This window comes from Nocardia vaccinii NBRC 15922 (assembly GCF_001613305.1).
GTDB lineage: Bacteria > Actinomycetota > Actinomycetes > Mycobacteriales > Mycobacteriaceae > Nocardia > Nocardia vaccinii.
This window is the reverse complement of sequence record NZ_BDCC01000045.1, coordinates 1-12,299: the sequence shown is the minus strand read 5'-3', so window position 1 is coordinate 12,299 and position 12,299 is coordinate 1. Positions and strand designations below refer to the sequence as shown.

The 12,299-nt window shown below is 68.7% G+C and carries 9 protein-coding genes; 5 read left to right on the top strand and 4 right to left on the bottom strand.

Annotated elements, in window-relative coordinates; translation table 11 throughout:
* Entirely contained in the window at positions 1 to 984 is a 984-nt protein-coding gene (locus NV1_RS26850; protein WP_067897138.1) for a DUF4189 domain-containing protein, read from the bottom strand.
* A 262-nt stretch (positions 985 to 1,246) separates the two neighbouring features.
* On the opposite strand from NV1_RS26850, the gene NV1_RS26845 reads away from it, so the two are divergent.
* The 3 genes from NV1_RS26845 to NV1_RS26835 all read left to right on the top strand — a co-directional run bounded on the left by NV1_RS26845 (position 1,247) and on the right by NV1_RS26835 (position 4,354).
* A complete protein-coding gene (locus NV1_RS26845) occupies positions 1,247 to 3,400 on the top strand; it encodes an ATP-dependent DNA helicase UvrD2 (RefSeq protein WP_067897135.1) in 2,154 nt (717 codons plus the stop codon).
* 172 nt (positions 3,401 to 3,572) lie between these two features.
* On the top strand, positions 3,573 to 3,893 hold the full coding sequence (locus NV1_RS26840) for a hypothetical protein (RefSeq protein ID WP_067897132.1): 321 nt from the start codon (positions 3,573 to 3,575) through the stop codon (positions 3,891 to 3,893).
* 194 nt (positions 3,894 to 4,087) lie between these two features.
* Positions 4,088 to 4,354, top strand: a complete 267-nt coding sequence (locus NV1_RS26835) for a WhiB family transcriptional regulator (protein WP_084525809.1) — start codon at positions 4,088 to 4,090, stop codon at positions 4,352 to 4,354.
* A gap of 87 nt (positions 4,355 to 4,441) precedes the next feature.
* Here NV1_RS26835 and NV1_RS26830 read toward each other — a convergent pair whose 3' ends face one another.
* A complete protein-coding gene (locus NV1_RS26830; RefSeq protein WP_067897128.1) occupies positions 4,442 to 5,785 on the bottom strand; it encodes an ABC1 kinase family protein in 1,344 nt (447 codons plus the stop codon).
* Between the two features lie 523 nt (positions 5,786 to 6,308).
* Positions 6,309 to 7,628, bottom strand: a complete 1,320-nt coding sequence (locus NV1_RS45935; RefSeq protein WP_245713941.1) for a hypothetical protein — start codon at positions 7,626 to 7,628, stop codon at positions 6,309 to 6,311.
* Between the two features lie 628 nt (positions 7,629 to 8,256).
* On the opposite strand from NV1_RS45935, the gene NV1_RS26815 reads away from it, so the two are divergent.
* The gene (locus NV1_RS26815; protein WP_067897115.1) at positions 8,257 to 9,702 is read left to right on the top strand and encodes a carboxylesterase/lipase family protein; all 1,446 of its coding nucleotides are present in this window, start codon (positions 8,257 to 8,259) and stop codon (positions 9,700 to 9,702) included.
* A 14-nt stretch (positions 9,703 to 9,716) separates the two neighbouring features.
* On the opposite strand, the gene NV1_RS26810 is transcribed toward NV1_RS26815, so the two are convergent.
* Positions 9,717 to 11,120, bottom strand: coding sequence for a zinc-dependent metalloprotease (locus NV1_RS26810; protein ID WP_067897114.1), 1,404 nt, complete (start codon positions 11,118 to 11,120; stop codon positions 9,717 to 9,719).
* A gap of 50 nt (positions 11,121 to 11,170) precedes the next feature.
* On the opposite strand from NV1_RS26810, the gene NV1_RS26805 reads away from it, so the two are divergent.
* The gene (locus NV1_RS26805) at positions 11,171 to 12,196 is read left to right on the top strand and encodes a YlbL family protein (protein WP_218027215.1); all 1,026 of its coding nucleotides are present in this window, start codon (positions 11,171 to 11,173) and stop codon (positions 12,194 to 12,196) included.
* Positions 12,197 to 12,299: the final 103 nt, after the last annotated feature.

Genomic DNA, 12,299 nt, shown 5'->3' with positions numbered 1-12,299 from the left:
TCAGCTATCGCTCGCGCACTTGGACCAGGTGTGGAACGGCCCGCTGACCTTGAAGTTCGTCTGTGCCGAGGAGATGGCCTTGGATTCGGCCTCCGATGCCGTGGCGCCCCAGGACCCGGCCCAGCCGTCGCGCTCGCCGACGGCGATCGCGACACAGCCGTTCTTCGCCCAGGTCGCCGGTTGGCAGTTGGTTCCGCACTGGGAGTTGGCGCGCGAGCTGGCATCGTCGGAGCCGATCGAGCTCTTGGCCCACGAGACCTGATGGGTGTCGGCGTTGTAGGTCGCGGCGATCCACTCGTCGGCCGGTGCGGGGACGGTCGTCGTGGTCTCGGGCGCGGTGGTGGTCGTCTCGGTCGTCGTCGACGACTCCTCGGTGGTGGAGGTCCCGGTCGCGACGTTGTTCTCGCTGTGATGCGGGCGCAGCAGGAAATACCCGCCGACCCCGACGACGATCAACGCGATCACCACCGCCGCGATCACCAGCGGAATATTCGTGCCCCCGCCGCCGCCCGATCCGGGCCCACCGCCGGTCCCGTAGGGCGGAATCTGCCCGGGCGGGATCTGCCCCGGCGGATAGCCCTGGGTCGGCGGGTACTGCTGTTCGGGGGTGTACTGCGGATACCCTTGCCCGCTCGGGTACTGGCCCGGCGGATATCCCTGTCCACCCGGATACTGAGCCTGCGGATACCCCTGATCACCCGCATAGGGCTGAGCGGGCGCGGCGTACGGCTGTTCCGGGGTGTAGGGCTGCGGCGGCGCGGTGTAGGGCGGCTGTTGCTGACCGGCGAACATCTGCGTGGCCTGGTCGGCGGGATACGGGATGCCCGGTGCGGACTGGCCGAGTTGCTGGGTCGGGTTGTCCGGTGCGGACTGCCCGGGAGGCGGGTACGACCCGCCCGGCGCCTGATCCGGCGGTCCCGAATAATGGATGGTCGGCTTGGCCGCCTCGCCGTCCGGCTGAGGTGATTGCGGAGGGTAACTCACCGGTCGACCGCCTTGGTGTCATTCATGGACGAAAGGTGCCGTGCTGCATTCGGAGTCACCGTCGGAAACCCCCGTCTGAACTCTCGAGCCGCATCGGCTCGTCACTGTAGCGCACGCCGAGCCGATGGTCGTCCGCTCGATGGATTCAGTGTGACACCAGCGAAATCGGCATGTCATCACATTTTCCGCCGCACGATGAGGTCAGTGGCGACTTCGGTGCCCGGACCGTCGGCGCCCGGAGAATCTGTCGGACCGCGCTGTCATGATGGAGCGCGTGCCCGCTTCGCCCGCCCCGCCCGGAAGCCCGCTCGACGGACTCGACCCCGAGCAGGCCGCTGCCGTCCGGGCGCCCCGGGGGCCGGTCTGTGTGCTGGCGGGTGCGGGCACCGGGAAGACCCGCACCATCACCCATCGCATCGCCCATCTGGTCTCGGCCGGTCATGTGCGGGCCGATCAGGTGCTCGCCGTCACGTTCACCGCGCGCGCGGCCGGTGAACTGCGCGGGCGATTGCGGTCGCTGGGCCTGGGCGGTGCGTCGAATACCGTGCAGGCTCGCACCTTTCACGCCGCGGCCCTGCGTCAGCTGCGGTACTTCTGGCCGCAGGTCGTCGGCGAGGTGCCGTGGCGGCTGGTGGAGGGCAAGTTCCCGATCGTCGCGCAGGCGGCGAACCGGGTGGGACTGTCCACCGCGACCGAGAGCGTGCGCGATCTACTCGGCGAAATCGAGTGGGCCAAGGCATCTTTGATCGCTCCCGAGGACTATGCCGACGCGGCGGCACGGCACCGGCGCGAGACGCCGTACGACCCGCAGCGGGTCGCCGAGGTCTACACCGGCTACGAATCGCTCAAGACCACACCCGAGGGCATGCTGCTGGACTTCGACGATCTGCTGCTGCACACCGCGGCCGCACTCGAGGACTACGCGGCCGTGGCCGAGGAGTTCCGCGGACGCTACCGGTGTTTCGTCGTCGACGAGTATCAGGACGTCACGCCGCTGCAGCAGCGTGTGCTGGACGCCTGGCTGGGCGGTCGCGACGATCTGACCGTCGTCGGCGACGCGAATCAGACCATCTATTCCTTCACCGGCGCCAGTCCTGCGTATCTGCTGGATTTCTCCCGCCGCTTCCCGGACGCGACGGTGGTCCGCCTCGAACGCGATTACCGGTCGACCCCGCAGGTGGTGGCGCTGGCGAACCGGGTGATCGGTGCGGCCCGCGGCCGGATCGCGGGCACCCGGCTACAGCTGATCGGCCGGCGGCCCGACGGCCCGGAACCGACCTTCGGCGAATACGAGCACGAGCCCGCGGAGGCGCTCGGCGTCGCCAAGGCCATCGCCCGGCTGCTGGGCAAGGGCGTCCCGGCCGCGGAGATCGCCGTGCTGTACCGGATCAACGCGCAGTCCGAGGCCTACGAGCAGGCGCTGACCGAGGCAGGCATTCCGTATCAGGTGCGCGGGGGTGCGGGTTTCTTCCAGCGCACGGAGGTCCGCCAAGCCGTACAAGCGTTGCGCCAGAACGCATCTCGTGAGGATCTGCCCGACGCGCGCGGGCCGGAACTGGTCACTCTCGTGCGCGCGGCCCTGTCCCGTCTCGGCCTGACCGCCGTCGAGCCCAGCGGTGCGCAGGCCCGCGAACGCTGGGCCTCGCTGAACGCGCTGGTCCGACTCACCGAGGAGCTCACCGCGGCCGATCCGGACCTGGCCCTGCCGGGCCTGCTGCGCGAACTCGCCGCTCGCGCCGAGGCTCGCCATCCACCGACCGTGCAGGGCGTCACCCTGGCCTCGCTGCATGCGGCCAAGGGGTTGGAATGGGATGCGGTTTTCCTGGTCGGCCTGGCCGACGGCACGTTGCCGATCTCGCACGTGCTGGGTGAGGGCGGCGCGGTCGCCGACGAGGCGGCGCTCGAGGAGGAGCGCCGGTTGCTCTACGTGGGCGTCACCCGAGCCCGCGAACATCTGCGGTTGACCTGGGCACTGGCCCGCAGCGAGGGCGGGCGCGGCTCGCGGCGGCGCAGCCGCTTCCTGAACGGCCTGGTCCCCGAGGACTCCCCGGCCTCCCTGGTGGCTCGCCGCGCGGATCCTCGCACCGAGCGCACCAAGCGGCTGCCGGTCTGCCGAGTATGCGGCCGCTCCCTGCTCGCCTCCCGCGACACGCTGCTCGGACGATGTGCGGGCTGTCCGGGGGAGGTGGATCCGGTGCTGCTGGCCGCGCTGCAGGATTGGCGCCGGGACAAGGCCCACGAGCTGGAGATCAAACCGTTCGCGGTGCTCAGCGTCAACATCCTGACCGCGATCGCGGAACAGTGGCCGACGACCGACGATGCTCTGGCCGCGGTACCCGGTATGGGACAGCAGCGTCGGGAGCAGTTCGGCACGGAGTTGCTGGCGATCGTGCGCGCACGGATGGCAGCGCGGTAACCGCCAACGAAACCACGTCCCGCGCACGGCGGCAAGCCCCTGAAACTGCAGGTGAAAAATGGGTTGTGCGGGTATGTAACGCGCCCGTAGGGTGGGTTCTACGCAACGGGAGGATACTTCCCGCGCGCACAGTACATCGACGGACAACGAATTATGGAGGGAGGCAGACGAAATGAACGGAATCGCGAACGACTTCGCCCCGATCGGCATTGCCGTGTCGATGATTCCCGGTGCGTCCGTCTCCCGGGGGGTCCTCGCCATGCAGGGGACCGGGCATTCCGTTGCAAGCGTTTTCGGTGCCGAATTGCAAGCGCCGCAGCGTGAAATCGAAACGGACAAGCTCGAGCGGAGCTGGCGCCCGGCATTCACCGATGCCGGTGCCCACGCAGTCGATGCCGCACCCGTGGCGGCCTATCTGCTGCAGGCATTCCACCTCCGCCAGGCCCATCCAGCGACCGTGATCAGGAGTCGACACCGAAGTCGACTCAGGTAGGGAAACTCTCCCCAGCCTCCTGGCCACGGATCGCACCGAGCGAAACCGTGGCCATTGTTTTACCGGCCCTCAGCCATCGGCCCCGGTTTCGCGGAAGACAACGCAGTTGCTTCCACCACATATGACCGCTGCACGAGCTGAAGGAGCAAGACGTGTCCACCGCGACCGCATTTCGCGTGACATGCCGTACACCCGTGGCCCCGGCTTCCCGCACCCGGGGAGTCACGCTGAGCCTGCCCTGCCGAGTCGGCAACCCCGACCTCTGGTTCGCCGAGAGCCCGGCGCAACTGGAGGAGGCGAAGGCGCTGTGCGCTTCCTGCCCGATCCGCAAGGGCTGCCTGAGCGCTGCCCTGGATCGCGGTGAGCCCTGGGGGGTCTGGGGCGGCGAGATCTTCGACCAGGGTGTCGTGATCGCCCGCAAGCGGCCCCGTGGCCGCCCGCGCAAGGTCGCTCTGGCGTGAGCCGGACGACGCCCGGGGGACGGCACCGAGCCCCGCATCTCGACCGGAGATGCGGGGCTCGCCCTTATCTGTCTGTTGAGTGAATTATCAACTGGCGGAACGGTGTTCGACGTAACCGGGCACCCAGTCCTGCATCAGCTTCATGAACGGGATCTCGGCGTCGAGTTGTGCGCAGATGCCGATGGATCCGGCCAGCACTCGGAACACCATCAAATGTTCGGCCGGAAGTTGCAGGGCCATACCGGTTTTCATCTCCGGCCGGTTGATGTCGGTGGCCTTGCCCGCGACGCGCTGCATCCACTTGCGAGTGAAGTGGAAGGACTCGGCCTGGATCGGATCGGTGAACGGCCGCAGATAGTCGGCGATTTCCCGATGAGTCACCGTGCGGCTCGGAATGACCCAGCCGTTGTCGTACATCAGCGCGGTCAGCTCGTCGAAGCGCTCGTCTACCGCCATGGCCACCATCTGCCCCAGCAGCGGCGGGAAGCCGTTGGGTAGCGGTGCGCACGCGCCGTAGTCGATCACGGACAGCCGGCCGTCCGGCAGCATCATGAAATTGCCCGGATGCGGATCGGCGTGCAGCAGGCCGACGATCGCGGGGGAGGAGAAGTGGAATTCGCCCATCAGCGCGCCCACGGCGTTGCGCTCCGCGACGGTGCCCTCCGGATCCTGGGCGCCGCGCTTGATGATCGCGGAAACCGGCGTGGCATCGAGCCATTCGGTGACGATCACCTTCGGCGCGCTCGCCACCACCTTGGGCACCACGAACCGCGGGTGGCCGTCGAAGGCCTTGGCGAACTGGCGTTGGTTCGCGGCCTCGTGCCGGTAGTCGAGTTCTTCCTCGGTGCGTTCGGTGATCTCGGCGAGGATCGGTTTGACATCCGCGCCGGGGATGACCGAACCCATCATTCCGGCCATCCGGTTGAGCGTTTTCAGATCCGCGCGCAGGGCCTCGTCGGCGCCGGGATACTGCACCTTGACCGCGACGACCCGGCCGTCGGACCACACCGCCTTGTGGACCTGGCCGATACTCGCCGAAGCGGATGGAGTGTCGTCGAATTCCTTGAAACGCTGCCGCCACGCGGTGCCGAGCTGCTGGTCGAGCATGCGGTGCACGGCATTGGCGGGCATCGGGGGCGCGGCGGCCTGCAGCCGGGTGAGCGCGTCGCGGTAGTGTTCGCCGAACTCCTCCGGGACCGCGGCCTCCATCACCGACAGCGCCTGCCCGAATTTCATTGCCCCGCCCTTGAGTTCACCCAGGACGGAGAAAAGCTGCTCGGCGGCCTTCTGATTCAGCTCCGCGTTGATCTCCTGTTTGTCGCCCCCGGCGAGCTTGCGACCGAACCCCACGGCCGCCCGGCCCGCGATACCCAGCGGAATCTTGGCCAGCTTGGCATTACGGGACGAGCGGCGGCTCACAATCTCAGACACAATCCCATCATTCCCGACTCACCACGCGCCGTGCCATGAGAATTGAGTAAAAGACCTGTGCGTGGCATGTGTCACAGTACTTCGGCAACCGGTGCGGCGGCCGCACCACATTCGGCGTATCGGCGCCCCGTCGGCGGCGAATCCGCCGCCGACGGGCAGGATCGAGCCCGGTGCCGTAGTCGCGTCGACGCGACGGTCGATATCTCGTCGACGGCATGGTCGCGGTACCGGCTGTGCTCGATCACACATCGCGGGATCATGCGGCCGGTCGCCGCCGGCCGAGATCGTAGTGCGGGGCCGTGCGCTCGATCCGATGCGCTCATGTCGCGCCGATCGGGTCGCTGGGCAACGCTGCACCGGATCACGGATGGACCGGCCGGGTCGGATGGCAGCAGACGATTCGGACTTGCTGATCGACATGGTCGGTGGTGTGCCGGCTGCGCTCGATCGCGCGCCGCTGGACGAGGTCGGTCGACGACCGGCTGAGCCGGCGGTGGCGTGCCGTGCGCTGAATACGGTGGGCTCATGGTGCGCCGAATCGGTCGTTGCGGACCCGCGAACAGGCGGCAGTGCGCGGCGAACGCGCCGTGGTATGGCGATTGTCGAGTGTCCGGTCGGTGGGAGTGCGGTCGTCTGCGTCGCCCTCGCAGTCGGAGTTGAAGCGGGCGGCGCCAGAGCTGGTGCCCTGGGCGGGAAGCGGACCCGAGCCGGATCCACAGCCGGGGTTGGGACCGGAGCCAGGACCAGAACCAGCGCCGCCGGTGCTGCGGTCAGTACGTGGGCCGGCGCTGGAGCGGGGACTTCGGCCGGAGTCCGGGCCAGTGCTGGAACGGGGTCGGCGGCGAGAGTTCGGGGTAGCGCTGGAGCTGGGGTTACGGCCGGTGCCGGTGGGACAGTGGCCGAAGGCCGGACCAGCGCCGGAGTCGGTGCTGCGACCGGAGTTGGGGCCGTGGGGGAGAGGCGGATTCGTGGCTGGGGCATGGGAGGTGCGCGGCGGGCGTAGCAGGCGGCAGCCGCAGGCCGGGTGGATCGGCCAGTGACGTCGGGCGATGTGGTGGGTGTCGGGGTCCAATTCCAGTGTGGTGTCGAGAGTTCGGGGTGGGCGTTCGGCCGCGCACTCGACCACCGTCTCCAGATCGCGTAGCACCAGTGCGGTGGTCGCGGTGATGGCGGCGGCCGAACCGTGGCCGATCCGGCCCAGCAGTTGGGCTGCCAGGTGCGGCCATTCCGGGTCGATATCGCGCCGAGTCAGGTCCGCGCAACGCAGACAGCTGGTGCCGCCGGGCAGCACCAGCGGGCCGACGATCCCGCGACCGTCGCGCATGCGCACCTGTAGATGCGGAATCCGGTACAGCACAAGGTCGTTCACCAGGATCGGATCGGGGACGAGAGTATCGGCCAGCACCACCACGTCGGCGGGCCAGTTCGATGCCGCGGTGGCCGTGGGATATTCGCGCGAACGGGTGGGGCGCAGGCCCAGGCGGCGCACGCCGGTGGCGACGGCCTCGGACAGCGGCCCGCGGCCGTGCACATGGATCCGGTGCACCCGCGCGGGCCGCGATCGCGGGTGGACGAGCAGCCCGGCGGCATCGAGTTCGGCCAGCATCCGCAGGGTTTCCTCGACGCCGATCCCCAAACCGTCGGCCTGCCAGACGATGTGCGGATGACTGCGCAGCCCGTCCAGCAGCCGCAAGAACTCCGCGACGGTATCGGCGGCGACGTCCGGCGGCTCGAGCATCACGGCATGCTCCGGGTCCCACCCCAACTGCACCGTCCCCGACGGACGGCGCAGCACCGGCACCCGCGGATGCAACATCGGCCCACGTGGGCGAAAGACGTTCATGCGCACCAGTGTCGTGGCACGGCCCCGGCCACGATCGCCGAAACTCCTGGTTATCCACAGAATCGAGCACTGATCCACAGGACATTCACCCAGGACGACCCCTTGTCCCCACCCCGCTCACCACTGTCCTACTCCGCCTCGATCCCATGCGATATCCCCAGGAACCCAAAGTTTTTCACCAGCCCGTTGCGAACCCCGAAAATGACGCTTTCGACCGATTCGTTTCGCTCCCCGCGCCTATCCGGTCACCGATCCGGAAAGCGCCACGCGCCGGAGCTCATTCGCACTGCGCGCCGAGCAGACGCACGTCGCGTCCGTCGCACTCCATACCGGCAGTCGCACTCACATCACGCAGTCGCGCTGCGGGGCCGACGGCCGCGCGTCGGCATGGCTCCGTGCTCTGGACTTACGGTTGCCTCGATCCCGCACAGTCGAGTGAGTGAAACACGTCACAGCCGAGTCGCTGGGTGCGATTGATCGCCGAGCCGGTTCCGGTGGGAAATTTCGGGCAATGTTCGCGCTAGGCTCGATCGCCGTGCCTGCGGACCGACTCACTCGCCGATCACTGATCTTCGGGGCCGGAGCCCTGACGCTGGCGGGGGCTTGTTCGACCGGGCATTCTGGGTCGATGCCGCACGATACCGTTCGCACCGCACTCGGGCCGGTGCGCGGGGCCCGCCGGCCGGCCGGATTCGCCTACCTGGGGATTCCGTACGCCCAGCCGCCGGTGGGGGAGCTGCGGTTCGCCGCGCCGACGCCGCCCGCGCGGTGGACCGAGGTCCGCGACTGCACCGCGTATGGGCCCACGGCACAGCTGCACCCCGTCGCGGCGGTGACCACGATTCCGGAGCCGAGTATCGCGGGCACGGACTATCTGAACCTGAACGTCTTCACGCCCGATCCGTCGCCGGACGCGAAACTGCCTGTGCTGGTATGGATTCACGGCGGCGGCTTCGTCGGCGGCTCGCCGGCCAGTCCGTGGTACGACGGCGCCGCGTTCAACCGCGACGGCGTGGTGCTGGTCTCGCTCGGCTATCGACTGGGCCTCGAGGGCTTCCTGCACGTGGAGGGCGCACCCGACAACCGCGCGGTTCTCGACTGGATCGCCGGGCTGACCTGGGTGCGGGACAATATCGCGGCCTTCGGCGGTGATCCGGCCAAGGTGACCGTGGCCGGGCAATCCGCGGGCGGCGGCGCGGTGTGGGCGCTGATGGCCGCGCCGTCCGCGCGCTCGCTGTTCCGGTCCGGAATCTGCCAGTCCGGCGTGGTCGCCCAGCCGAACGATCGGACCGCCGCCGCGGCGGGCGCCGCGGTGTTCACGGAACACACCGGGGTGCCCGCAACCGTTGCGGCACTGCGGGACCTATCCCCCGAACACCTGCACAAGCTCCAGAACATGGTGCCCAAACCGGGGCCGGGCAATGCCGATCCGGCTGTGCTGCAACTCGCTCCAATCGCGGACGGCGCGCTCATCCCGGAATCCACCGCGCAACTGTTGGTTTCGGGACGCAGTGCCGATATTCCGCTGCTGATCGGATTCACCCGGGACGAGTTCACCATGGGCTCGGCGAAGGTGACCGATGCGACCGCCCCTGCCGCACTGGCGCGGATGAACATCGACGCGATCGCCGAGAAGGCTTATCGCGCAGCCTATCCCGGCTCCACCGCCGCGCAACTGGTCGGCCAGATCGTCAGCGATCTGGCCATCCGGGGCCCGTCCTACCGGCTCGCCGAGGACCACGCCCGCCGCGGACGGGCGACCTGGCTGTACGAATTCGACCGTATGTCAGCGGCTTCCGGCGGCCATCACGGAATGGCCGCGCACTGCCTGGACATTCCGTTCGCCTTCGACCTGTTGCACGCGAAGGGCGTCACGGCCGTCGAGGGCGACAATCCGCCGCAGGCCCTGGCCACCGAAATGCATTCGGCCTGGGTGGCATTCGTGCGCGACGGCGATCCGGGACCGAAGTGGCCGCGCTACACCCCTGCCACCCGACAGGTGAAGATCTGGAACGACGCGTCGTACGTGGCAGCGGACCCGTTCGCCGCGCAACGACCGGCGTGGATCCGCTGAGGTCGTCGAGCCGACTACTTCTCGGTGCCGTCCGCACCTGTCTCGGGCTGGTCCGACCTACCCTCGCGCTCCTGACGTTCGCGCGCCTCGGTCTCGGCGAGCTGGGCGAGCGGATCATCGAATTCGCCTGTGCCACCGCCGATCACGCCGTCGATGAAACCTGCCGGATTGTCCAGGTCGGTCGAGCTGGGCAGCAGGTCCGGATGGGCCCAGACCGCGTCGCGGGCCTGCATCCCGGCGTCGGTGGTCAACCGGCGCCACAGTTCGGCCGCCTCGCGCAACTTGCGCGGGCGCAGCTCCAGGCCGACCAAGGTGGCGAAGGTCTGTTCGGCCGGGCCGCCGGTCGCGCGGCGGCGGCGCAGGGTTTCGGCCAGCGCGCCCGCACCGGGCAGCCGATCACCGACCGCCTCGGCGACGACGACCTGAACCCAACCCTCGATCAGCGCGAGCATCGTCTCCAGCCGCTCGAGCGCGGCCTTCTGCTCCGGCGTGGTCTGCGGCTCGAATGTGCCCTGCGAGAGCAGCTCTTCGAGTTTGGACGGATCGGCCAGCATCATCGGATCGATGCCCTGCGCGGCCTCCTCGATGGCCGAGAAGTCCATCCGGATACCGCGTGCGTAGTCCTCGACCGCGCCGAGCACCTGCTGGCGCAGCCACGGCACATGCGCGAACAACCGCTGGTGAGCGGCCTCGCGAGCGGCCAGATAGACCAGAATCTCGCTCTCGGGACGCTCGAGCCCCTTACTGAACTCGGTGATCGCGGCGGGCAGCAGCGCCGCGGTGCCGTTCGGGCCCAGCGGCAGGCCGATATCGGTGGAGGTCAGCACCTCACCGGCGAGCTGGCCGAGGGCCTGACCGAGCTGCGAGCCGAACGCCAGCCCGCCCATCTGCCCCAGCATGCCGAGCATCGGGCCGGCGAACTCGCGTGCCTCCTCCGGCATCGTCGTGGTCCACATGCCCGAAACCTGCTCGGCCACCGGATCGCACAGCCGCTTCCAGGTCGGCAGCGTCTCCTCGATCCAGTCGTTGGCCGTCCAGGCCACGGTCCGGGTCGCACCGGCCGGCAGCGTGGTCGCCGCGTCGAGCCACAGTTCGGCCAGGTGCGCGGCATCGTTCACGGCGCTCTGCGAGCCCGCGGAGACCGGCGGCACACTCGCGCCGAGCTGCTGGCGGGCCAGGCGTTTGGCGATGTCGTAGTTCACCGGGCCGTCCTGCGGCGAGCCGGGCTGTCCCATACTGGAGAACATCTGACCGAGCGAGGTCAGCATCTGCCCGAGCTGCGACGGATCGAAGGCCGCGCCCGAACCGCCCATGGCGAATTCGAACGGGTTGTTCGCCCCGGCGCCGCCATGCTCGTCGCCGCGTTTGCGGTCGTCGTCGTCATCGCGGTTCGAGAATCCGAAGGGCACGTCGCTCATGCCCCCAAGGCTACGCGGATGCTGGAACGGGAGCCGCTACTGTGGGCCGGGTGAATCGTCGGATCCTCACCCTGTTGGCCGCCCTGATACCCGTCCTGGTGCTCGGTATCGTCGGCAGTGCCGTGACGGTGCCCTTCGTCGCACTCGGCCCTGGTCCCACGTTCAATACACTGGGCGTCGTCGACGGGAAACAGGTCGTCGACGTGCGGGGTGCGACGGTGAATCCGACGTCGGGCAATCTCAACATGACCACCGTGTCCGTTCGCGACGGGCTGAATATCTTCGAGGCGTTCGGGCTGTGGGCCGACGGAAACTACGGTCTGGTGCCCCGTGCGGAGGTCTATCCCCCGGGCGTGCCGCGTGATGAAGTCGACAAGTCCAATCAGCAGGACTTCAAGAATTCCGAGGACAACGCGGAACTGGCCGCACTGCGCTTCCTGAAGTATCCGACCGAGGTGCAGGTCGGCAGTATCGCCGACAACGGCCCGGCCAAGGGTCTGCTGAACAAGGGTGATCAGATCGTCAGCATCAGCGGTAAGCCGGTCGCCACCTCCGCGGATGTGGTCAGCGCGATCCAGGGCGCCAAGCCCGGCGCGGTGGTGCCGATCGCGGTGCGGCGCGGCGGTGTCGAGCAGACCGTCGAGGTGAAACTCGCCGCGCGTCCGGACGATTCGGCCAAGGGCTATCTCGGCGTGACGCCCACCGAGGTCGCCCAGGGGCCGATTCAGGTCGACTTCAATCTGGCCGATATCGGCGGCCCGTCGGCCGGGCTGATGTTCAGCCTCGGCCTGGTGGACAAGCTCAGCACCGGAAAACTCAACGGCGGCAAGTTCGTCGCGGGCACCGGCACCATCGACCCGGACGGCAAGGTCGGCCCGATCGGCGGCATCCAGTACAAGATGATCGCCGCCCACGACGCGGGCGCGCAGACCTTCCTGGTCCCCGCCGACAACTGCAACGAAGCCCGGCAGCGCACCCCGAAGGGGCTGCAACTGATCAAGGTCGACACCCTCACCACGGCCGTGCACGCCCTCGACGACCTCAACGCCGGGAAACCCACTCCCAGCTGCGGCTGAGTTTTCGGCCTCCGCTTCGCTGCGGCGGGGTTTTCGGCGCTGTGAGGCTCGTCGTTCAGCCCTCGAGACTCGGCTGTGTCTATGGCCTCCGCTCCGCTCCGGC

Bases quoted from the DNA above. Each gene is read 5' to 3' on its own strand.
- NV1_RS26845 (WP_067897135.1), top strand. From the start codon at position 1,247: ATGATGGAGCGCGTGCCCGCTTCGCCCGCCCCGCCCGGAAGCCCGCTC.
- NV1_RS26840 (WP_067897132.1), top strand. From the start codon at position 3,573: ATGAACGGAATCGCGAACGACTTCGCCCCGATCGGCATTGCCGTGTCG.
- NV1_RS45935 (WP_245713941.1), bottom strand. From the start codon at position 7,628: ATGAACGTCTTTCGCCCACGTGGGCCGATGTTGCATCCGCGGGTGCCG.
- NV1_RS26815 (WP_067897115.1), top strand. From the start codon at position 8,257: ATGCCGCACGATACCGTTCGCACCGCACTCGGGCCGGTGCGCGGGGCC.
- NV1_RS26810 (WP_067897114.1), bottom strand. From the start codon at position 11,120: ATGAGCGACGTGCCCTTCGGATTCTCGAACCGCGATGACGACGACGAC.